The organism is Gelidibacter mesophilus DSM 14095 (assembly GCF_000423005.1).
Lineage (GTDB): Bacteria > Bacteroidota > Bacteroidia > Flavobacteriales > Flavobacteriaceae > Gelidibacter > Gelidibacter mesophilus.
On sequence record NZ_AUHD01000004.1, the window covers coordinates 301,726 to 325,246 of the forward strand.

Here is a 23,521-nt window from a genome sequence, read left to right on the forward strand (position 1 = left end):
ACATGGCAAAGACCTTAAACAAAAAAGCAAAATCTACAATTTTCATCATTTTTGGTGGTACGGGAGATCTGACCAAACGCAAAATAATGCCCGCACTTTACAATCTTTTTCTTGACGGCTGGTTGCCCGATGATTTTGCTATTGTGGGCAGTTCTTCAAGCAAAATGAGCGATGACAAATATAAAGAGGAACTCTTATCGGCCGTAAATCAATTTTCGCGTAACGGTAAAGCTAAAAAAGAAGACTGGGATAAATTCTCTGCCCATATTAGTTTTTTATCTGCAGATCTTACCGATCATTCTACCTTTAAAGGCTTTGGGACCGTGATTGAAAAATATAAAAAAGAATGGGAACAAACCCCCTCGATAATTTATTATTGTGCGGTGGCACCTCATTTTTTCTGTACTATTGCCGAAAACATCGCCAAAAGCAAACTCGAAAACGATCCTGAAACGACCCGTATTATTATAGAAAAACCTTTTGGAAATGATCTCGAATCGGCAAAAGGACTTAATAAAAGACTCCTCAGTATTTTTGATGAGACCCAAATTTACCGCATTGATCATTATTTGGGCAAGGAAGTTGTTCAAAACATCATGGCTTTTCGTTTTGCAAACTCCATAATGGAGCCTCTTTGGAACCGAAATCATGTGGAGCACGTTCAAATTTCAGTTACAGAACAACTTGGTGTAGGCAGTCGTGGCAAATATTTTGACAATGCCGGCGTGTTGCGTGATATGATTCAAAATCACCTGATGCAATTACTCTGTATTATTGCCATGGAACCCCCAATCAATTTTGACGCTGATGAAGTACGCGATCGAAAAGTTGATGTACTTAAAGCCATGCGGAAAATTGAACTTGGAAAAATAGAATCTATTTCAGCCCGAGGTCAATACAGCTCAGGATGGATAAAAGGAAAGGAAGTTTTAGGCTACAGAGATGAGAAAAATGTCGATCCAGAATCTAATACGGACACCTATGCTGCATTGAAACTCTATGTAGATAACTGGCGCTGGCAAGGCGTTCCATTTTATCTGAGAACAGGAAAGCGACTCTTTAAAAAGTCATCCATTATAACCATCCAATTTAAGGAAATCCCACACAATATTTTTACTTCTGAGGCATCGGGAGTACCCAAAAAGAATCGCTTGGTCATCAGTATTCAACCTGATATGTCCATTCGTTTTCAATTTCAGAGCAAGAAACCAGGTCTTGAAATGACTTTGAACACAGTGGATATTGCTTTTGATTATTTTGATAATAAAAAATCAGATTCGCCAGAAGCTTATGAAACCCTTCTCCTGGATGCCATTACTGGAGATCAAACGCTATTTATGCGCGCGGACCAAGTGGAAGCCGCCTGGGAACTGATAATGCCTATCCTTAATTATTGGGAAAACAATAATGATTCAAGTTTTCCAAATTATGCAGCCGATTCCTGGGGTCCCGAAAATGCCGAAGCTCTTATTGCAAAAGACGGCTACCATTGGTTTAACCTTCCAGAAAAAAATAAAAATAACTAATTATGAATGTAAAAGTATATGAAAACGCTGATGAATTGATAAAGGCTTTGGCACAATCCGTTTGTGATGCTGCTATCGCCTCAATTTCCGCTCGTGGACAGTTCAACTTTGTGTTATCAGGGGGAAGTTCACCACGAAAACTTTATAAATTATTAGCTTCTGATCCTTATAAAAAGCAAATCGATTGGGAGAATACCTATTTTTTCTTTGGTGATGAACGCTTTGTTCCAAAAGGAGACCCTCAAAGAAACTCACTCATGGCGAAAAAAGCATTATTTGACACATTGAAAATTCCAAAATCCAATATTTTTAAAGTTGACACTTCGGGCTCTCCTGAACAGTCTGCTCAAAAGTATGCGGAATCCATTGCCAATCATTTTCAACAAAAGCCCGTCGCATTCGATTTTCTACTTTTGGGAATTGGCGATAATGCGCACACCGCATCTCTATTTCCACATACGGAGGTATTGGAGGCAACCGAAGCGACCATCAAATCCGTATTTGTGAAAGAAGTGGATATGTATCGAATTACTATGACTGCCCCACTCATCAATCAGGCCAAGAATATTGCTTTTTTGGTATTTGGTAAGGATAAATCGGAGGCTGTGTTTCAAATTTTGGAAGACAAAGCAGGTTCGGTTCAGCAATATCCAGCGCGCTTGATCAATTCAGATGACCATAAGGTCGTTTGGTATTTGGATACGGCGGCGGCTTCAAGGTTGTGAAATTTTTAAGACCTAACAGGTTTTGGAAACCTGTTAGGTCTTAGCAATAAAACGAATTAGTAATTAATTAAGACATCAAAATATGTTCCCAAAAATAAATCCCACAGAAACCGCTGCTTGGAAAGCACTAATTGCTCATCAAAAAGAAATGAGTGAGGTCCAAATGAAAACCCTTTTCAAGAATGATCCTAAACGGTTTGAAGAAATGTCCATTAAATTTGGAGACATTCTCTTCGACTTTTCCAAAAATATTGTCACCGCTAAAACTCTTGACGAGCTGTTCCAATTGGCAGTGGATTGCAAGCTGAAAGAAGCACGGGAATCCATGTTTGCCGGCGAAAAGATCAACCAAACTGAAGATCGGGCAGTCATGCACACTGCGTTAAGAAGCTTTTCAGACCAACCGATGACGATTGATGGCGAAGACATTATGCCAGAAATTAGAGAGACCCGTCAAAAAATGAAAGCGTTTTGCAAGAACATCCACAGTGGTGCGTGGAAAGGTTATAGCGGCAAAAAAATCAAGAACATTGTCAACATCGGCATTGGCGGAAGTGATTTAGGTCCGGTTATGGTTACCGAAGCATTAAAACCCTATTGGATTGAAGGCATCAAAGCCCATTTCGTTTCCAATGTAGATGGCACTCAAATTGTAGAAACGTTAAAAGACCTAAACCCCGAGGAAACGCTCTTCACCATTGCATCTAAAACATTTACGACCCAAGAAACCATGACCAATGCGCACACCGCGCGGGATTGGTTTTTGAAATCTGCCAAGGATGAAAAATTGGTAGCCAAACATTTCGTCGCATTGTCAACAAACGAAGAAGGTGTCAAAGATTTTGGAATTGCTCCAGAAAACATGTTCGTGTTTTGGGATTGGGTAGGCGGACGATACAGTCTATGGAGCAGTATTGGGCTTTCAATTGCACTCACTATAGGCTACGACAATTTTGAAGAATTGCTCAAAGGGGCCGAATCTACAGATATCCATTTTAGATCCACTGATTTTAAGGAAAACATTCCGGTGATCATGGCACTTATTGGAATATGGTATACTAATTTCTTTGGCTCTGAAACCGAAGCTATTTTACCATATGACCAATACATGCACCGATTTCCTGCGTATTTTCAACAGGGCAATATGGAAAGCAATGGCAAGCATACTGATCGTAACGGAAATAATGTTACCTATAGCACCGGACCAGTGGTTTGGGGAGAACCAGGAACCAACGGGCAGCATGCTTTTTACCAATTGATCCATCAAGGCACGCATATAATTCCTTGTGATTTTATTGCGCCTGCCATTAGCCATAACCCAATTGGAAAGCATCATCCCATTTTGGTTTCTAATTTTTTCGCTCAGACGGAAGCACTTATGAACGGAAAAACTACCGATCAAGTTGCAGCGGAGTTAAAAGAAGATTCAATGGATAAGGCACAGAAAAAGCAATTAGTTCCATTTAAAGTCTTCAAGGGAAATAAACCTACCAATTCCTTCTTGATCAAAGAAATCACACCGTTTTCATTAGGAGCACTCATTGCACTTTACGAACATAAGATATTTGTGCAAGGTGTCATTTGGAATATTTTCAGCTTTGATCAATGGGGTGTGGAACTCGGCAAGCAATTAGCTAAAAAAGTCTTACCAGAACTGAGTAAAGATAAATCAGTCGAATCACATGATGGATCCACTAATGGGTTGATCAATGCTTATCAGCAATGGCGAAAATAGGTAAAATCATTTTCAAGGGTGTTATTTGCCGTTTACGTTAAATAGAATTGGATAGAATTTGCAATCAAATGATTTACTTTTTATCAGGCAATTCCTCTGGAATCAACATTTTAGCAACGCCTATCCTATTATCTGCCATACCATAGTACACATCAATGCGATTGGGTTGACCAATGTCATCTCTACGGTCTGTACCCGTTGGAAATACCACATTTCCGACGGTGCCGATACGTTCATTAGGCAAATCGGGAACCAAAATCGGTTCTTGAGATCTATAAATTACTTTTAAAGGATTCTTTTTAGAGAGAATCATGGCGCCCGCAGAATAATAAAAAGCAGGTTGATCTTTAGTGCAATCTTCATGTTTTTGCACGCCATGGTACACCAATAACCAACCATGTTTAGTCAAAACAGGTGGTGCGCCACCGCCTATTTTTAAATTTTCCCATGGATATTCTGGATGCGCCAAACAATGATGCGAGGTGAATCTAGCATTTTCCAATGAGGTATCTCTTCCTTTTTTTAGATTAAAATAGGAGATCCAGATACTTTCTCTAGGTAGATCACTTTTGTGAATATCATCATTTCTCACAATTTCTTCCGGTCGCGTTCCTGGAAACAACGGCCGATTTAACATGGCCAAAGACATATGGTGATGCGGACTCGGGAGATCAATTGGAAAAAAGCTTGCATCCTTATTATCAATCCCGTTAAAATCAACATCCTTATAAGGCGTATAACAAACGAGTCCCAAACGTTCCCAAGTGAAAAGATCTTTAGATCTGGCCATGGCAATCCGTGGTCCTTTTGGTCCATAAGCTGTGTATGTCATGATATAATGTGAAACACAATCAATATAGCTTATCCTTGGGTCTTCGCAACCTCCACCACCGTTCGGACGTTTTTCATAGTCCATTTTGGGTTCCAATGCCACACCCAAGCGGTCTACACCTACCGGATCACCAACATCATTAAATTTCACTCTGGCAATGCCAATTCTCGAATAGTTATTCTTGGAAACCAAACGCGGAAAAATATAAAGGTCGCCATCGTGACCACGGGCTACGGCGGGATTAAGCACACCCTCTACTTCCAATTCATTTCCAGCTTCGGGTTCCATAAGCGTACAAATTCTGTGTAGTTCTAAGGGCACCATCACTAATTGCTTTTTTTGGTTGCAGTTGTTAGCATTATTATAGTCTGAATGATGCTTTTAGTTTCTTCAGCATCCCTCACTTGGATAAAGTCCACCCCGGTCTTACGTGCTGGATAATCGTTGCCGCCTTCAAATAGCGCATCACCAATAAATAGCATTTCAGGAATTCCAAAACCCAAGATTTTCTCGAGTTTATGTATCCCATAAGCCTTATCAATTCCTGGCTTTACAATATCTATCGACGTTGTTCCGCCCATGCCAATTGAAAATTCTTGCAAAGATGTTTTAAGGCAAGCAACCACTTTTCTACGTTTTATAAAATCAGGATCCCAAACTTTCTTCTCTTCAAGAGGTGCCTGTTGTCCAAGAGCTGAAAAAGTAATTTGACTGCCACGATCTTCGATCTGTTCTCCCCAAGTTTGTTTTATGTCTAAATCAGAAGCCTCAAGAGCTTTATGCAAACTATCCCATATTTTCGCTTTTTCCTGATTGGTGAAATTTTCTGCATATAACTTTTCCCATTCATCTTGATATTGGTAAAATTTGGTACCACAAGTGGGTAAAATCGACAATTTCTTCAACAAAGTTTCTTTTGGAAGATGTTCCAAGACCTGTTTCTCAAATTGTGGCCAGTCGCCACCAGAAATAATTGCGACGTGAACCACACGGAGTAAACTTTTAAAAAGCACAGACATTTCTTTATCAATAGGCAATTTACTTTTGGCCAAAGTCCCGTCTAAATCAAAAATAATTAACTTTTTCATGACTTTTTACTAAGTTTCTTTTTTGGAACTGCGATTTGAAACATCTTGATTTCTGAACTTGGACGAAGTTCAAGTTCTCCAACCGTAGCAGGCAACAGCATGACTTCTCCTTTTGAAATTGAATACTCTTTTTTACCGTAATTCATTGTTGCGTTACCAACGATACAAACCAAAATGACCGGTTCACTTTTAAAGCCAACCTTAACGGGCGTGTCACTTTCAATGCGCCAAAATTTGAAATGTTCATTATCAAAAAGCAGTTCTGCGTTTTTAACTTCAGTACTTTCCTCAGGTTTTACCGGACCAATGTCGACCTGATTATAATCAATACAAGCCAACGCTTTTTCAACCTGAAGTTCTCTTGGTTTTCTTGTTTTGGGATCTTTCCGGTCCCAATCATAAAGTCGGAACGTCACATCGCTATTTTCCTGTACTTCAAAAACCACGGCACCGCCTAACGTATGAACGGTTCCTGAATGAATAAAAATAGCATCATCAACTTTAGGGATGAACCTATGAAGCTTCTCTGAAACCGAGTTATTGTTAATAACTTCCATCAAATCATCTTTGGTGGTTCCTTTTTTCAATCCTGAATACACAATACTGTCATCTGCAGTTTCCAGTACAACCCAGGCTTCAGTTTTCCCAGTATCACCTTGTGGGATATAATCAGTTTGGTGATCAGAAGGGTGCACTTGCACTGATAAAACTTCATGACAATCCAAAAATTTCAGCAAGAGCGGAAAACGATCGCCATGATACCCATTTTTTCCCATGATTTCGCTCGCATAGTTCTGCATCAATTCTGTAATTGTTTTTCCTTTTAATGCTCCATCAATAACTTTGCTCGCGTAATCCTTTCGATCACTCAATAGCCAAGCTTCCCCTATAGGCTCCTTTTTCGGGAGCGGTTTTGACAGTAAATGTTCCAATCGTCTTCCTCCCCATAATCGGTATTGATAAATGGGTTTAAATTTTAAAGGGTATAGAAAATCAGTCATCATCATATTTCATTTTAAAGATTATTATAACGTATTATTCCGAATTCCAAATAAATTGGGTTTTACAACGATTGATGCTTTGTTGACTCATGCTACAATTCTTATTTTAAGACTCCAATCGCTAGGTTGGGCTGGTCAAATTTTTTGGATTGCGAAAAGAATCGAGACAAATTCAAAGATGCAACTGAATACTCACTTTTATACTACATAAATGTTAGGAATCATTACATATTTCACAGATTCAGCACATCTTATCGAAATATGTGTATGACTTTCCATAAGCGAAATTGGTGAGCATCAACACTTAACTTGATAAAGCCATTATGTTTTTGATAAATTTTGTAATTTTAGTACAGTAAAATCTGGGAATTTAATAAGTATGAATTATTTTGAGTAAAGCCAAACTTTCAATTCAATTGGTGACAACTCTTTGAACAACACCAAAACAATCATTTAAAATACAGATATTCATGTTCTTATACGTTAAATACATGGTGAGTTTACGTTGCAAAATGGTTGTTCAACAAGAACTTGAAAAAATAGGATTACACTGTATAAAAGTAGATCTAGGAACCATTGAGATTAAAGAAACCATAACGGATCCCTTAAAAATTGAGCTCGGAAAAAATCTAAAAAGATATGGGCTTGAACTCCTTGATGATAGACGAAATATTCTGATTGAAAAAATCAAGGCGGTGATTATCGAAATGATTCATTATTCAAAAGACATGCCCAAGGTGAACTATTCCGATTATATCAGTGAAAAACTAGGATATGATTATACGTATTTGGCTAATACCTTTTCTGAAGTTAAGGGAATTACCATTCAACAGTATATTATCAATCATAAAATTGAACGCGTCAAAGAATTATTGCTTTATGAAGACTTAAACTTAACCGAAATACCTTACCAATTGCATTACAGCAGTGTTGCACATTTGTCCAATCAATTTAAAAAACTCACCGGTCTTGCACCCTCCTATTTTAAGTCGCTTAAGAACAAAAAGCTTAAGAATTTAGAGGATCTTTGATGCTCAAAGTCCTATTTTTTATTGATAATCTTCCAAATATAAAAAGTCTTATTTTAAATTTTACACGGCATTCCATGGCTATCTTTATGCCAATGTGGGAATTTTGCAATTCTTCATCTATCCGGTATAATACAATGTCTTTAATAATTTACGAATTTTAAAATGCTGGCTCATCTCCGTGAAACAACGTGTCAATACTCTCATTAATTAATCTACCAAAGATGGAAACTCCTGAAATTGAGAAATCAAAAATTTTTATCCTTATGGAAATGGATCACTATATACCTAAGGGGATATCCATGAAAACCATTCTCAATAAACCAACCGGAAATGTGAGCATTGTTTATATTGACAGCGGAGAGCAGCTTTCTGAAAACTTGTCGCGTTTTGATCACTTTATTCAAATTATAGAAGGAAAGGCTGAGGTCCAAATCGATGACAATTCTTTAAATCTTATCTCGGGCGAGTCCATTATCATTCCTGCTCATTCTAAAAACACCATTAAAGCCAATGAACGTTTCAAAATGATATCAACCATTATCAAAAGTGGTTATGAATAACCTCATCCAAAAAAATCGAAACGTATGGAACTCAATAAAAATAAGGCGGTAATAGTTGCCCATCCAGATGACGAAACGCTGTGGTGTGGCGGTGAGATTTTAAAACACCCAAAAGACCTTTGGTTCGTGGTGAGTTTATGCCGAAAAAATGATTCGGATCGGGCTCCAAAATTTAGAAGAATGCTTGCAAATTATAATGCAGAGGGTGTGATGGGCGATTTGGATGATGGTCCAGAACAAGTTCCGTTAAAATCAAAACAAGTAGAAGAGACGATTTTAGATTTGCTGCCAGAAAAAAAGTATGACCTTATTACACACATAGCCCTTTTGGGGAATACACAAAACATTTGCGCCATGAGGAAGTTGGTAAAGGCGTTATCACCTTATGGCACAAAAAAAAAATAACCACCAATTCACTTTGGCTTTTTGCATATGAAGATGGAAATAAGGCGTACCATCCGCGTGCCATAGAGAAGGCTGATTTTTGTGAAAAATTACCGTTAAGTATATGGCTTGAAAAATACCGGATTATCACAGAAATCTATGGTTTCGAAAAATCGGGGTTTGAGGCCAAATCCACTCCCGAAAAAGAGGCCTTTTGGCAATTTAAAGATGCGGAAATGGCCTTAAAATGGTTCAATCTAAAACGATCTAAAGAAAACATTATAAAACATGACTAATGAAAGTGCTTGTTCTTTATGATTATCCTCCTTCCCCTGGCGGTCTTGCGACGCAGGGAGACATGCTCTACAGAGGTTTGTTGGAGCTGGGGGTTGATGCACATGCAGTTCATTTTGAATCGGCTCAAGAGAAAGAATGGTATTACCGATGGTTTGAGCCCGATGTGGTGGTTGGGGTGGGCTATTGGGGCCATACGCCACATCTGATACTCCATCCGCAACGTTATGGAATTCTGGCCGTTCCTTGGCTGGTCGCAGATGGGTATATCGCCAATTATCAAGAAGTTTTAAACGAATTGCCACTGATCTTGGTTACCTCCAATTGGGTGAAAGAAATGTATGTGCGTGATGGCATCCATCCGGATAATATTGAAGTTCTTCCCGTAGGAATAGACACGGATGCTTTTACGCCTTTGGAGAAGAACAATCCAAAAATTGCTGCAGTTCGTGAATCTTTAGGCATTTCTCCAGATCAAGTTATGATTTTGACCGTGGGTGGTGATGCCTCATCTAAAGGCGCCCAAGAAGTCATGCAGGCCTTGGCCATTATAGATACTAAAGCCCCCGATTGGAGATACATTTGCAAAGTATGGCCCCAACCCCGAACTCTCGTCCAAAATATGATCGATCTGAAAATGGCCGAATCTCTTGGACTCGAAAAAAATATAACCTACGCCACCAATACAGTATCCCGAAATTTTATGCCCTATCTTATTGGGGCGTGCGATATTTATGCTGCGCCTTCACGCCTTGAAGGCTTCGGAATGCCACAAGTTGAGGCTGGTGCATGTGGCAAACCTGTTATTGGTATCAATGCTATGGGCATGTTGGACACTCTTATCCATAACAAAACCGCCCTTTTGGCGAATGTTGCTCAAAAAATAACCGTAAACGAAGTTATATTAGGTGAAGAATCGGGTTTTGAAAACAATAGAAAAATTCACTTCGATAGTCCCAGGACAGTAGATTACCGCGCCAATACACAAGATATCGCCAAGGATTTGCTTAAACTGATGGAAGATGAAAAACTCCGCATAAAAATGGGAGCCGCTGGACGTGCCCGCGCGGTAGAATATTTTGATTACAAAGTGGTCTCCAAAAAATTTCTCCAAATATTGCAAGAGCGATTAGGAATTAAATAGATTTTAAATGAATCCAGAAGATAAAAAATTAATCACCTCTGCAAAAAAGGCCGCCACTGACGTGCTTTTGCACAACGCCCATGGCACTGTCGCCGATTTACCACGCACGGCGGGATGGGGGTATCCGGAACCCTATACCAGAGATCTTCTGATATCCGTCTTAGGGATTGCAACTACAGGAAATAAGCAACTTTTGCAGAGTGTAAAAAATGTACTTCTGACCTTAGCAAGCAATCAGTCGGAACATGGGCAAATTCCATCGCTTGTTCACGATAAGCATAATTTAGGTTCAAGTGATACCACACCTCTTTTTTTGATGGCGGTTGGTATTTTCAGAACCCTACTTGATGATCCTCATTTTTTGGAAGCCGCTGTGGAAAACGCCGTTGTCTGGATGGCCTACCAGTGCCCCACCAATCATTATTTGATAGCGCAACAACCTACCAGCGATTGGCGCGATGAACAATGGGTGCTTGGGTACGGTCTTTATGTAAACACACTCACCTACTGTGGTCTTAGGTTTTTGAAAAAGGAAGGACTGGCCAAATATCTTGGAGATGCCATCGGGCAATTGACCTATGCTTCAGATACATCGCATAAATGCCCACATGAAGGACTTGCCATTTATGACCAACCGTATTTTGCCTTATGGTCTTATAAAGTATATAGCAGTAATCGGTTTGATTTATTGGGAAACAGTCTCGCCATTTTATCCGGTTTAGCTTCGACGGAAAAAGCCCAAGCCATGGTGAAATGGATAGAAAATGAGTGCCAAGCTATGAATCGCACGAAAAATTTAATATTGGATCTGACTCCTAATTTTTTTCCTTTTATCCTACCCGAAGATCCCGACTGGCTACCAAGATATAGCGATTTTAATAGACCTGGGGATTATCATAATGGCGGGATATGGCCGTTTATCAGTGGGTTTTATATTGCTGCGTTGGTTGCTGCGAAAGAATTTGATCTGGCCGAAAAGAAACTTTTAGCATTGACCCAGCTCATCAAGAAAGGTAGAAATAAATCGCTGCAATTCGGTTTTAACGAATGGTACAAAGCCCAAACCGGTGAGCCAATGGGCCAGGATTGGCAAACCTGGAGTGCATCAAATTATCTATATGCGGCTGCCTGTGTGCAAGAACGAAGTATACCTTTTTTTGATACAATACAATTAAATTCAAATCGACAAACAAATCCAATGTAAAACAGGTCAATATATTGAATTCCTCATTCGCCTGCTTATTGTTTAATTAGGATTAGTGCACACAAGAGAATAATAGAAAACAATAGTATAAAACCCTTACAAAAATGAAAATTGCTTTTGTAGCTACATATCCACCACGACAGTGCGGAATAGGCACATTTACACACAGTCTCGCTCATGCTATGAAAAACATAGGTGATGGCGAAAATGAAATCATCATAATAGCAATGACTGATAATCATGAAACCTATGCATTTCCTCCAGAGGTAAAACTAGTTATACACCAAGAACAGCAAACCGATTATCTAGCCGCTGCCGATTTTATTAACCGAAGCGGGGCCGACGTGTGTATTCTTGAACACGAATTTGGTATTTATGGTGGTCAGAGCGGCGTCTACATTTTACCACTTTTACATCGGTTACATATTCCGCTGATCTCAACGTTACATACCATTCTTGAAAATCCTTCTTATACAGAAAAAGCCATTTTACAACAGATCTGTAAAATGTCAGATAAATTGGTCGTCATGAGCCATAAGGCAATTGAATTTCTTAAAGATATTTATGAGGTCCCTACAGAAAAAATTACAAGGATTGAACATGGTGTTCCAGACTTTCATTTTGATAAAAAACAGTCGAGAAATGAACTGAAATTGGATGACAAGAAATTGCTTTTGACCTTTGGATTTGTTGGGCGCAACAAAGGTATTGAGACCGTAATAAAAGCCTTGCCACAAATTATTGAAAAGCATCCCGAGGTGTTTTATATGGTATTGGGAAAAACACATCCCAATGTACTTAGAAGTGCGGGTGAAGAATATAGGAGCTACCTCCAGATGCTCATCAAGAACTTAAAACTTGGTGAGCATGTTGTTTTGCTCAACGAATTTGTTGAAGAAAAAGAACTTTTTAAATACTTGGCGGCCTGCGATATTTATATTACCCCTTATATCAATGAAGCCCAAATTACCAGCGGGACACTCACGTACGCCATGGGGTCTGGTTGTGTGGTAGTCTCCACTCCTTATTGGCATGCGGCAGAATTACTTACAGAAAATAAAGGCTGTCTTTTTGATTTTAAAGATGAGGCTGGATTGGCAACGGTCTTAAACGAGTTGTTAGAGAAGCCCAATTTAATGAAAACCATTCAACAGAAAGCCATACAATATGGTCAGGATATTATCTGGCCAAAAATTGGAAAGAGCTATTACGATCTATCCAAATACCTGATGTTGGAGTTGTCTAAACCGAGACAAAAAAAAGAAACGGACATCGATCTTTTATTGTTGCCCCCATTTTCATTGGCGCATATTAAAAGACTTACGGACGATACCGGCATCATCCAGCACGCCAAGTTTGGGATTCCAAATCTAAAGGAAGGCTATTGTCTTGATGACAATGCCAGGGCACTTCTGATGGTTTGCATGGCTTACAAACAGAAAAAAAGCATGCTGGCTTTAGAGTTAATGCCGGTATATATGAGTTACATCCATTATTTGCAAAATACGGATGGCACTTTTCGGAATTTTCTGAGTTTCAATCGGAATTTTTTGGATCAAGTCGGTTCTGAGGATTCCTTTGAGAGGACTATCTGGGTATTGGGCTACCTAATGGGCCATGCACCAAATGACGCCTATTATCAAAGTGCACGTTTGATTTTCTTTAATGCTTCCCCTAATTTTGAAAAGCTCAAATCTATCCGAGGTATCGCCAACACCATTATTGGCATCTGTTACTATCTTAAAACAAATACGTCAGATGCTGAGATGAAAATGATTTTACTGCGACTGACGGACATCCTTGTTGCTCATTTCGAACAAAATCAATCAGAAAATTGGAATTGGTTCGAGTCACTCTTGGCCTATGACAACGGCATTTTGCCCCTTGCCTTGCTCCATGCTTCACAGACTCTAGAAAACAAAAAAGTAAAGAAGATTGCTTTTAAGGCGATGCAGTTTTTAACGTCCCACACACTTAAAGATGGGTATCTTTCAGTAATCGGGAACCGACAGTGGTATGTAAAAGACAAAGAACGCTCCATTTATGCACAACAGCCTATCGATGCCATGGCTATGGTGCTCATGTATCATCAGGCTTTTGTTATAACAGCGGAACGAGGATATTTGGAGAAATTGTTTACGTCTTTCATGTGGTTTTTAGGTGAAAATGATTTGCGCATGAGCCTTTATGATTTTGAAACGAAGGGTTGTTGCGATGGGTTTGAAGATTACGGTGTCAACCGAAATCAGGGTGCAGAAAGTTCACTGGCCTACCTTATCTCTCACCTTACGGTGCTTCAGGCTTATGAGGAGTCTTATCATGGGCAAGAATTAAAAGTTTTTACTGATTTGTAGATGGCAACAAACAACTGTAATAACTCAATACCCACTTAGACTGAGCGTCCGTCTCAATCATGTACTTTAAAACTATAAAAATTGTCCACTTGACATGAGTACATTGATTATGACGACTGGTGGCTAAAATTTATAGAAGTTAGCCTAACTTTATTACGATTGAAAAATTTTTAACCTTTAACGTGATAGATATTGAGTCAATTTTATTTTAAATGAAATCAACGGTCAATTTTCCATAGCCTCAAATAATGCTGTCATTTCCACTACAGCATATGTGGTAGAATAATCGGAAACTGCATAAGGCAAGATCAAATTATTGTTATGGATAACGGAGCCACAGGAATACACAACATTAGGCACATAGCCTTCCCTTTCGGTTTCTAAAGGCATAAGCAATGGTTCTTTGAGTCGGCCAATTTCTTTGGTCGGATCGTCTAAATCGAACAAGGAGGCCCCTATACAATACCGCCGCATTGGGCCTACCCCATGGGTAATAATCAACCAACCTTTTTCAGTCCAGATCGGAGATCCACAATTTCCCATTTTTGAAAATTCCCAAGGATATTTTGGCTGTTGTAAAAGAATTGGATCCGTCCAAAGCGTGTTTCTATCCGAAAACATAATGTAATTATTGATCCCATCCAATCGAGAAAGCATGGCATATTGGCCGTTGATCTTTTTAGGGAAAAGTGCCAAGTTTTTACCCATAGCACCTTTACCGTGCAAAGGCATGATCCGAAAGGTGTAAAAATCTTCAGTAGACAGGAACTTAGGTAAGATGGTGTGGCCATTATACGCAGTATAAGTAGCATAATAGGTAATGCTGCCGTCATCGTCAGTAAACTGAACAAAACGCGCATCTTCTATGCCTCCGCTCTCTGATTCTGAAACCGGATAAATGACCCGTTCACTGATATCAGAATCGCGTTCAAATTCTATGTCATAATAAGAATCCACCAGCCAAGTGATTTCTTCAAGAGCTACCCGTTTATCAATACTAATATCCGCATCCTTTAAAATATGATTTACCGAATTTTTCAAGGTAAAATACTCAAAATGGTCTGGTAAGTTTTCTACTATCACCTTTGAATATTTATCTGGAATTTCCATCTCCTTCATTTTTTTTACAAAACGGCCCTTATGATATAGTTTTTTATGAGATACATCTGCGGTGTCCATGGAATTACCGATCTTCATTAAATGAAGATTATTATGTATATCAAGAATTGCCCTTCTAAATACAATTGATGAAATATGTCCTTCACCCGTAGCCCTGAAAGAAATAATAACGCGCATTTCACCTTTCTCCAAATAGGTCTGATCACTGTCAGGAATGATGGAGGGATTAAAAAAAGCTGTCGATTCCATGGAGTATTCCATAGTAAGATAAGAACCTATAAGCATTTTCCGGTCCACAGAAATCGCATCAAGTTGACCTCCATCTGGTCAATTAAACCTCTAACATTTTCGCAATGTCTTTTAAATAATTTAGTGATGTTACGATGTCTTGCAGAAAACTCCCGCAATGTTTGCTGTAAAGCAACGTGAACCTCGTTTTCAGTCATACCAAATACCAGTGATAGCATATTCTTTGTACCTTGATCGCCATTCATAAAATAGCGGGCAATAACCCTGCTAGAATCGGGTAGAAATTTCAATTCTTTTCGTGTTACAGGAACTCTCATTTTATTCAATTATATAGGTAATTTACGATTAATTCAGGAAAATTATTCTGTTTTCAGGGAATAATTTGCGCTGAAACAAGTAATAATTCCCTGTCCTCATCTAAAATAAAAACGTCTCTAAAGCACTACAAAGTCTTAAATCTAAAAGTCTAAAGAGTGCATAGCGGTTGAAATTGGATAAATATATTAGTGTCCGACCATTCCAACTTTGATATTGCGATGTCCTATAAATGGTCATTTAAAAAGATTAACTAGTATAAGTATAAATGCGCCGCATTAAACAAAGTCGATTTAATTCTTGCACCGGATTTTTTCATGCTTCTTAACTTTTGAAATCAAGATGCATTGAAACTTTAAACTATACAAACTAGAAAAGAAAAGACAAAACTTAAAAAGTTTACCCCTAAGCTCATAACCCATCGTTTCAGCAAATATTTTACTTATTTTAACTCTTATACACTTGCAATTTTTATATTTGTTTGAGGTTAATTTTCCAAACCTAAGTAGTTCATGATCAAATATCTTTATATTCTTCAGGCTGTAATCTTAAAAATAGGATTTTTAATAGCTATATTAATTCACGCCAATAGTTTTTCGCAGGATATAGAACCTAGACGATGGACCTCTATGCCTATAGGGACAAATGCTGTTGGTTTTGGTTACAGTCATGTTTTTGGAAATATCGATGTGGATCCTGTGCTACAGTTAAAGGATGGCAGCGTAATGGTAAATTCCATTGCTGTTCAATATGTCCGCCCATTTAGAATTGGTAATAGACAAGCACGAATTGACGTTCAAATTCCCTACTCTTTTGCGAAATGGGAAGGTATTCTTAACGGAGAGGACAGAGAAGTCTCTCGAAATGGCTTTGCCGATCCAAGAATTCGCCTTTCTCTTAACTTTATTGGGCCTAAAGCCATGAGCCCTAAAGAAATGCAGGCTTTTAGGAAGGAAAACCCTAGCTATACCACGTTCGGGGCCTCAATTGCGGTTAATTTACCCATAGGACAATACGATGGTGATAAGTTATTGAATATAGGTACTAATAGCGTTGTTATCAGACCTCAAATAGGAATGGTACATATTTGGGGAACTTGGTCTTATGAATTATCGACTTCTGTATTTTTCTATACCAATAATACTGATTATTATGTAAATAAAACGAAGGAACAGAATCCGCTTTTTGCAATGCAAACACATTTGACCAAAGAATTCAAGCACAGAATTTGGACAACCATAAGTTTTGGTTATGGTTTAGGCGGCCATTCTATTGTGAATAGACAATCGAAAAATGATGAGAGAGGAAATTTGTTAGGTGGACTTTCAGCAGGAATGCCTATATATAAAAAGCAATCTTTAAAAATAGGCTACGGAACGACTCTTACTGTAAAGGATATTGGCGCCACTACGAATGGTTTTTCAGTTGGTTGGTCTAGCATTTTCTAGTTCTCTGTCAGGGTCTTCGATTTTCGGTCTTCAGTATTATACTTAAAATTATCAACTCTGGATAAATTGCTTCAGTTATACTAACCAAGTTTTAGGCTAGTTTGATCGGCCCATGTGAAATCCAATACCTATAAAAAAACGAACTTTATCGATATGATTGACCCATGAAACATCAAAATTAATTGGTCCCAAAAGTGAGTTATAGGAAAAGGTTGAACCAGCCGAAATCAGAATACTAGAGTCGATGGAATCAGACCATTTTCCATTTGCAGACAAGGCATCATCCAAATACTCTCTGAAATCACCAAAACCCAGTGAAGCGATATTAAAATGAGGTGTTATATAAATATTGTTCAGCAAATTATATTGCAACCCCAAATTTAACTTTACGAATTGACTCACACCAATTTCCTCCTCTTTCAGGCCTGGGAAAATATAGTAATTATTTCTTGGTGTACCAATATGGCCTCCCAAAAAATATTTTGAGTTTAAGGCAAGTTCAGAAAACAGATCGTCAGTTCCACTTTTTTCATCCTCTAAAAAGAAGTGTCCAGAAACCCCGATAATTGAGGTCAAACGATTTGAAAGTGGAAATCTTTTTTCAAAATCGGCTCCCAATCGTGTAAACCCATTGGTAGCACCGTTGTAGTTGATTGTTGGGTCTCCTAAAATTTTCAGTTTTAAATTTCCGATTAAAGACCTTCCAAAAAACCCCTTGATTATTTCACCGTCGGTGGCAAAAAACACTTTGTCCATCGTGTTGGAATTAAATTGAGCGTAAAGTTCAACATCGTAATTATCATAATTGCTAAATTGAAACGTATCAGTATTTAAAGTGGGGTTGACCGCAGGTTTGATATGGGTATTATGATATTTCAAACCAAAACCCACATAGCTTCTCAAGGCACTCAAATTCAAATTTATCTGATTATCAAAAGCATGGTACCTATTCTTGATATTATCAACATATTGTCCTCTCAAAAAAACTTTTTGTTTAAGCTGATGTCCGTACAATTCGGTGCGCCACCACCAATTCCGATACTCCCCAAAATTCTTTTGATATTGCACACGTAGTTTTGGCTGCTCGGCAATATCTACCGTGATCAAAAAACGGGAAGCATCACCCATGATGTTTCTGCCCGTATAATTTGCGATGATCCCAACGCCATTATAGCCATCATAATGAAGCGCTCCCTTGACGCGATGGGTGGACCGTTCAACGCCGTAAATTTCTAGAGTTTCAGAATCATCAATAATATCAAGATTATAGGTCATTTGTTTAAATATGGTTGTGCCCATAGCCCTATTTACCCCTTCTATCACGTCTTCTATGGTGGATGGGGTCTTTGTTTTTATATTGGCACGCGCTTTAACCAAACCGAGGTTCGCATCACTAATGCCATTAAACGTAACAGAATCGATTATAAATTTATCTTTAAGTGAAGGTAGGACAACTTTGCGCTGTTCAAATTGATTTAGCACCACAGCCAATGCAGTTAAAGTATCCCTTTGTTCTTGGGTGGCCGTCTTTCCTTCCTCATATATGGAAAGCGCATCCTTAAAATCGCCTGTGGAATAAGTTAAGTGTCCGCCATGATCAATCAAAATATCACACAGCGCTCTATTTTCAGGCCGCTTGATATTGCTGCTGAGCATGGTACTTTGAAAAATCAGGGATTGGAGATTTTCGAGGTTTTGTTTGGTTAAGGTGGGAGCCCCCACATCACTACCAATGATGATATCTGCACCCAATCTTTTTGCAACATCCGTTGGGAAATTATTTAATAGTCCGCCATCTACCAGCAAGGTCTCCTCGTGAGATACGGGTTGAAAAACACCGGGTATGGACATACTTGCCCGCATTGCCAGCGCCAAAGAACCATTATCCAATACCAACTCTTTCCCATTGACAATATCAGTAGCGATGGCCCTGAAGGGAATAGGCAATTCATTAAAATCATTGATATCATAAACTGGATAAGTGAGCATGGTTATAAACTCTCTCAGGTTTTGATCGTTCAACAAGGCATTCCCTAGTTCTACTTTATCCTTAGACCAATCCAATTCAACAATATAGCGATTAAACTCTGCCTTTTCTTCAACGCCCACATCCCGTAAAGAAACACCACCGCCCATTAACTTATCCCATTGGGCTTTTTTCACAATATTGACAATACTGTCACCAGAATACCCCGAAGCATATAAAGCACCTACAATGCTCCCCATACTATTGCCAACGATCAAGTCTGGAACGATACCTAAGGAATCCAACAATTGCAAGGTTGGAAGATGCGCAATGCCTTTTGCTCCGCCTCCACTAAGAACCAAAGCAACTTTTGGCTTTTTTTCTAACGGTTTGAGTGATTTAGTTGCAATCGTGTCTTGAGCGTGAACCGTACTTAGCGCAAATAAACAACAGAGGCCGACAAATAGTAATATTATTTTTCTCATAGCAATTGAAACTGAACTAGTATAGAATGATGAAGTTTAGCACATTAAATCATAATAGGAAGCATGTCCAACATCTCTAATACTGTCATTGACTGGTATAGTACATTATTGAGATTATAAAAGTAGTAAAACTAAACCGGCATTGACCATCATAGACTTTAATTCTATCTGTATTAATTTAAGCTTCTATAAATTAAAACTTCGGCAAATTATCATATTCGAAAGGCTGTGATGCGGTTTCATTATTACCTACACTGTTTTTTCCTCTTAGCTTTTTAACGGTATATTGAAAATAATTAAACGGATTAAGACCAAAATTTAGGAAAGAATCAAAATCACCTCAATAACCAACATAAACAAAAGGCCAACAATTTCTCGTTGGCCTTCCACTTTCTCATAGCAATGATTTCACAATCAAAAGAAAGTTAGTAATATTTGATTAATAGCTTTAGTCAATTAATTATTGACTTCACTAATGTATACGCAATTTTTAGAGATACGGTTTTATTATTTATTGATATAAGCATTATTTTATTTTATCAAATTCAAATAATTAAAAAAACAAAACACATACATCTGAAAATAAGTTTTTTAAAATAAAAAGCTATCATTTTAGAGATAGCTTTTTAAGTCACAAATTATACTAATGTTTCTCTTTAGGGACAAAAAAAAGGTTACTGGATGTTTCATTAGACAACTGCAGCACTCACAAACCAAATTGTATGGCGACATAGTTTGATACTTTGGCCCTAAAGCAAATGCGACCTTCATGGCATAAGAAACTAATATTTAAATTAGAAACCAACTACTCTTTTTGTCATAAATTAATGACTAAGAATACAATACTTTTTTTCCTTTGACTCCTTCAAAAAAGCTCCGCATAAATTTAAAATCAGCCTCTATATCTTCAGTTGTAAAGAAAGGTTCTGAAATTCTGTTTTGCTTGTTTTCAAAATCGAAGGTAAACATTATAATGGGCACATTTCCTTTTTTAGCAATATAGTAAAACCCAGTTTTCCATTCTTCCACTTTCTTCCGGGTGCCTTCAGGAGACAATGCCAATCTGAATTCATCTCTGTTTTCAAATAATTTGGCAATGGCCTCAACTTTGTTTTGCCCAGGACGTCTATCTAGCGGGGAGCCACCAATAGCCTTAAAATAATAACTAAAGGGCCATTTAAAAAGTTCCTTTTTAGCCACAAAATTTGATTTAATACCAATCACGCTCCGCATTAAAAGAGCAATGTAAAAATCTTGCCAACTCGTATGAGGGGCACCAATGATCACGGCTTTTTTAATACTATTTTTAGACATCGTGACATTTCCTGCCAGCTTCCAACCTAAAATTTTAGAATATATAAATTTTGCTAACAACCCCATATTACATTTTTTCGTAGAGGCTTCTTAATTTTTCTCTAGTGGCCGTTTGCTTCCAATTTTTACCAAGAGCATTTTCCCATAATGGCTCCAATCCTAAAGCTACATCAATCATAATATCAAATTGATAATCTTCAAGATGCGAACAGATACCTTTTGGAATTGTAATCTCGTGAATTTCTTTCATCTTTTTAAATAAAGCCACGCCTTCTGGATAAAATTCTTCCAAATGATCAAACACAATGCAATTGCCTACGCCGTGCTTTGTACCTAAAAGATACCCCAATCCATAGCTCAATGCATGCGCTACCCCCACTTGGGAATAAGCAATGCTCATCCCACCGTGCCATGATGCCATCATCAATTTATCTTGCATTTCTTCTTCCTTATTATTTCCATCAACAAAAATATCGACACATAATTCATAGGCTTTCTCCCCATAACTCTGGCTAAATGCATTCAAAAAAGTACCTTGCAATGATTCCACACAATGGATATAACAGTCCATTCCTGTATAAAACCATTGGTCTTTTGGAACGCCTTTTGTCAATTCCGGATCTAAAATAACTTGATCAAATGGTGTGTAATCCGAATTGATACCCAACTTCCTTTCAGGACCTGTCAATACGGTTGTTCTTGAAACTTCCGCTCCTGTGCCTGAAATAGTAGGTACGCCAACGTGATAGATGGCTGGGGATTTTACGAGATCCCAACCTTGATAATTCTTTGATTCCCCAGAATTGGTCAACATTATGGATACAGCTTTGGCCAAGTCCAAAAGTGTACCTCCCCCAATTCCAATAATTCCTGAAGGCCTGTCTTTATGCTTTAAGATAATCTTTTCAACTAAGGCATCTACTTGCGATGTTGTAGGCTCTTCATTGGCAGAGATAAAAATCAATTCATCTTCATAGCCTAAAGAAATTCTTGAAGTCAGCCAAGCATTACCCTTGAAAACATCATCCACCAAATAAATAAAGGGTGCTTTTTCATTTAATCGTTTTGGTGCGATAATATCGCTTAATTGATTGAAACTGCCTCGTCCAAAAACTACCCTGGACACCATAGGAAAATTTTTATAAGTCATTTTTTTGAGTTTTTAATCTTTTGTTCAGAATTGGAAGCACCTCCAATAAACTATGTATGGTATTAAATTTTTGATGTTCAGGTTTACTGGGAACAACCTGTTCATGGATCCAAGTGGTATGGAAAGGTACATGAATTGCCTGCGCTTTAATGTTGATTAAAGGCAATATATCTGATTTTAACGAGTTTCCGATCATTAAAAACTCAGAAGGTTTAATATCTAAATGATTTAACAAATTGGAATAATTAGCTTCCTGTTTATCGCTGACCACTTCTATGTGATGAAAATACTTCAACAATCCAGATTTCTCCAACTTCCGTTCTTGATCTAACAAATCACCCTTGGTCACAACAATCAATCGGTAATCTTGGGATAATGTTTTAAGCACTTCCTCCACGCCATCCAAAAGCTCGACAGGTTTATTGAGCATAGCCTTCCCCAGGTTCAATATGGCGGCAATGGTTTCATTACCGATAGAATTATTGGAAAGTTCTAAGGCAATCTCTACCATCGAAAGAATAAATCCTTTAATGCCGTAGCCATACAGAGGTAAATTCTCTATTTGTCGTTTAAATAGCTCCTGATCAATCTTATTTGCCGTTTCATAGGCGGCCATCAGTTTTGAAAATTCAAGTTCAGCATCCCTGAAATAGGTCTCATTGACCCATAATGTATCATCGGCATCAAAACCGATGACCTTAATATTGGTGTAATCTATTTCCATAATCGTTTTGCACGTTCCAAATCTTCAGGCGTGTCAATTTCCACACCTTCTACATGGGTTTCTATCATTTTAATTCGTTTTCCATATTCCAAATAACGAATACATTCTATCTTCTCAGAAGCTTCTAGGAATTGCATTGGTAAATTATAAAAATCAAGAAGTGCCTGTTTTCTAAAAGCATAGATTCCTTTATGTTTAAAATAGCGTGCTCCTGACTCTTTATCACGTGGAAATGGGATTGGACTTCTCGAGAAATAGAGCGCGAAATTATTCTGATCTACAATAACTTTTACCGTATTCGGGTTACTTATTTCGTCCCAGTCGTGAATTTCCACCATTAAAGATGCCAAATCAATTTCTTTTTTATGATCATTCTTAAAAGCATCCAATACTTTCTCCAAACTTTCGCGTTCAGTAAAAGGTTCATCACCTTGCACATTCACTACGATATCAACGTCTAAGTTTTGAACAGCTTCAGCAATGCGATCGCTTCCTGACTCATGTTCCTTTGAACTCATGATGGCCTTACCCCCATTGTTGACAATTTCATCATGAATGATACTACTATCCGTCACTACATAGACATCGTCAAAAAGATTAGTGGCCAGAGTAGCTTCATAGGTTCTAAGAATAACAGTTTTTCCCGCAAGGTCCTGCATTAATTTACCAGGGAACCTTGAAGCTTTGTAGCGTGCCGGAATCATTGAAATTATCTTCATAGGGCTTTGTTTATTTCTATTCAAAAATAAAGCTTTTTAAAGTATTTCGTGGTTTGGAATGTTTAATCTTTTTATTAAGTTCAAATTATGCTCATAAAATATCAAAAGCCACTTCTAGATGCTCTTTTTCACTTCACTTATAAGATCAACCTAT

The 23,521-nt window shown here is 38.1% G+C and carries 21 protein-coding genes; 11 read left to right on the forward strand and 10 right to left on the reverse strand.

Annotated elements, in window-relative coordinates; all coding sequences use genetic code 11:
• Positions 1 to 2 precede the first annotated feature (2 nt).
• The 3 genes from zwf (at position 3) to pgi (ending at position 3,986) form a co-directional block, all read left to right on the forward strand.
• On the forward strand, positions 3 to 1,526 hold the full coding sequence (zwf, locus tag G525_RS0104695) for a glucose-6-phosphate dehydrogenase (protein WP_027125121.1): 1,524 nt from the start codon (positions 3 to 5) through the stop codon (positions 1,524 to 1,526).
• A gap of 2 nt (positions 1,527 to 1,528) precedes the next feature.
• On the forward strand, positions 1,529 to 2,251 hold the full coding sequence (pgl, locus tag G525_RS0104700) for a 6-phosphogluconolactonase (RefSeq protein WP_027125122.1): 723 nt from the start codon (positions 1,529 to 1,531) through the stop codon (positions 2,249 to 2,251).
• Positions 2,252 to 2,333: 82 nt separating this feature from the next.
• The gene (pgi, locus tag G525_RS0104705) at positions 2,334 to 3,986 is read left to right on the forward strand and encodes a glucose-6-phosphate isomerase (protein ID WP_027125123.1); all 1,653 of its coding nucleotides are present in this window, start codon (positions 2,334 to 2,336) and stop codon (positions 3,984 to 3,986) included.
• A gap of 73 nt (positions 3,987 to 4,059) precedes the next feature.
• On the opposite strand, the gene G525_RS0104710 is transcribed toward pgi, so the two are convergent.
• The 3 genes from G525_RS0104710 to G525_RS0104720 are packed head-to-tail and all read right to left on the reverse strand — an operon-like array spanning position 4,060 to position 6,913.
• A complete protein-coding gene (locus tag G525_RS0104710) occupies positions 4,060 to 5,142 on the reverse strand; it encodes a glycoside hydrolase family 130 protein (protein WP_027125124.1) in 1,083 nt (360 codons plus the stop codon).
• Positions 5,143 to 5,144: 2 nt separating this feature from the next.
• On the reverse strand, positions 5,145 to 5,906 hold the full coding sequence (locus G525_RS0104715) for an HAD-IIB family hydrolase (RefSeq protein ID WP_027125125.1): 762 nt from the start codon (positions 5,904 to 5,906) through the stop codon (positions 5,145 to 5,147).
• Complete coding sequence (locus G525_RS0104720; RefSeq protein WP_211222911.1) at positions 5,903 to 6,913, reverse strand: type I phosphomannose isomerase catalytic subunit; 1,011 nt, start codon at positions 6,911 to 6,913, stop codon at positions 5,903 to 5,905. The genes G525_RS0104715 and G525_RS0104720 overlap by 4 nt, the downstream gene beginning before the upstream one ends.
• 464 nt (positions 6,914 to 7,377) lie before the next feature.
• Between G525_RS0104720 and G525_RS0104730 the strand changes: the two genes are divergently transcribed.
• The 7 genes from G525_RS0104730 to G525_RS0104755 all read left to right on the forward strand — a co-directional run bounded on the left by G525_RS0104730 (position 7,378) and on the right by G525_RS0104755 (position 13,878).
• Complete coding sequence (locus tag G525_RS0104730) at positions 7,378 to 7,938, forward strand: helix-turn-helix domain-containing protein (protein WP_211222912.1); 561 nt, start codon at positions 7,378 to 7,380, stop codon at positions 7,936 to 7,938.
• A gap of 221 nt (positions 7,939 to 8,159) precedes the next feature.
• Complete coding sequence (locus G525_RS0104735) at positions 8,160 to 8,498, forward strand: cupin domain-containing protein (protein WP_027125129.1); 339 nt, start codon at positions 8,160 to 8,162, stop codon at positions 8,496 to 8,498.
• A 24-nt stretch (positions 8,499 to 8,522) separates the two neighbouring features.
• On the forward strand, positions 8,523 to 8,903 hold the full coding sequence (locus G525_RS22500) for a PIG-L family deacetylase (RefSeq protein ID WP_211222913.1): 381 nt from the start codon (positions 8,523 to 8,525) through the stop codon (positions 8,901 to 8,903).
• Complete coding sequence (locus G525_RS22505) at positions 8,846 to 9,178, forward strand: hypothetical protein (RefSeq protein WP_211222914.1); 333 nt, start codon at positions 8,846 to 8,848, stop codon at positions 9,176 to 9,178. The genes G525_RS22500 and G525_RS22505 overlap by 58 nt, the downstream gene beginning before the upstream one ends.
• The gene (locus G525_RS0104745; protein ID WP_027125130.1) at positions 9,178 to 10,320 is read left to right on the forward strand and encodes a glycosyltransferase family 4 protein; all 1,143 of its coding nucleotides are present in this window, start codon (positions 9,178 to 9,180) and stop codon (positions 10,318 to 10,320) included. The genes G525_RS22505 and G525_RS0104745 overlap by 1 nt, the downstream gene beginning before the upstream one ends.
• A 7-nt stretch (positions 10,321 to 10,327) precedes the next feature.
• Positions 10,328 to 11,524, forward strand: a complete 1,197-nt coding sequence (locus G525_RS0104750) for a glycoside hydrolase 100 family protein (protein WP_027125131.1) — start codon at positions 10,328 to 10,330, stop codon at positions 11,522 to 11,524.
• Between the two features lie 104 nt (positions 11,525 to 11,628).
• Complete coding sequence (locus G525_RS0104755; protein ID WP_027125132.1) at positions 11,629 to 13,878, forward strand: glycosyltransferase family 4 protein; 2,250 nt, start codon at positions 11,629 to 11,631, stop codon at positions 13,876 to 13,878.
• A gap of 225 nt (positions 13,879 to 14,103) precedes the next feature.
• Here G525_RS0104755 and G525_RS20275 read toward each other — a convergent pair whose 3' ends face one another.
• A complete protein-coding gene (locus G525_RS20275) occupies positions 14,104 to 15,282 on the reverse strand; it encodes a glycoside hydrolase family 130 protein (RefSeq protein WP_245577727.1) in 1,179 nt (392 codons plus the stop codon).
• Positions 15,273 to 15,563, reverse strand: coding sequence for a hypothetical protein (locus tag G525_RS22640; protein ID WP_245577728.1), 291 nt, complete (start codon positions 15,561 to 15,563; stop codon positions 15,273 to 15,275). Before G525_RS22640 ends, G525_RS20275 begins: the two co-directional genes overlap by 10 nt.
• 510 nt (positions 15,564 to 16,073) lie before the next feature.
• Between G525_RS22640 and G525_RS0104765 the strand changes: the two genes are divergently transcribed.
• On the forward strand, positions 16,074 to 17,009 hold the full coding sequence (locus tag G525_RS0104765; protein WP_245577729.1) for a transporter: 936 nt from the start codon (positions 16,074 to 16,076) through the stop codon (positions 17,007 to 17,009).
• A gap of 96 nt (positions 17,010 to 17,105) precedes the next feature.
• On the opposite strand, the gene G525_RS0104770 is transcribed toward G525_RS0104765, so the two are convergent.
• The 5 genes from G525_RS0104770 to kdsB form a co-directional block, all read right to left on the reverse strand.
• Positions 17,106 to 19,460, reverse strand: a complete 2,355-nt coding sequence (locus G525_RS0104770) for a patatin-like phospholipase family protein (protein WP_035479008.1) — start codon at positions 19,458 to 19,460, stop codon at positions 17,106 to 17,108.
• Between the two features lie 831 nt (positions 19,461 to 20,291).
• Positions 20,292 to 20,840: a 1-acyl-sn-glycerol-3-phosphate acyltransferase gene (locus G525_RS0104775; RefSeq protein ID WP_027125135.1), complete on the reverse strand. Its 549-nt coding sequence runs from the start codon at positions 20,838 to 20,840 to the stop codon at positions 20,292 to 20,294.
• Position 20,841: 1 nt separating this feature from the next.
• Positions 20,842 to 21,924 carry an iron-containing alcohol dehydrogenase family protein gene (locus G525_RS0104780; RefSeq protein WP_035479012.1) on the reverse strand — a complete coding sequence of 361 codons (1,083 nt, stop codon included), beginning with the start codon at positions 21,922 to 21,924 and terminating at the stop codon, positions 20,842 to 20,844.
• Positions 21,914 to 22,648 (reverse strand): HAD family hydrolase, encoded by a 735-nt coding sequence (locus tag G525_RS0104785; protein WP_027125137.1) that lies wholly within the window; start codon positions 22,646 to 22,648, stop codon positions 21,914 to 21,916. The genes G525_RS0104780 and G525_RS0104785 overlap by 11 nt, the downstream gene beginning before the upstream one ends.
• Positions 22,639 to 23,367 (reverse strand): 3-deoxy-manno-octulosonate cytidylyltransferase, encoded by a 729-nt coding sequence (gene kdsB / locus G525_RS0104790; protein ID WP_035479014.1) that lies wholly within the window; start codon positions 23,365 to 23,367, stop codon positions 22,639 to 22,641. Before kdsB ends, G525_RS0104785 begins: the two co-directional genes overlap by 10 nt.
• Between the last annotated feature and the right edge of the window lie 154 nt (positions 23,368 to 23,521).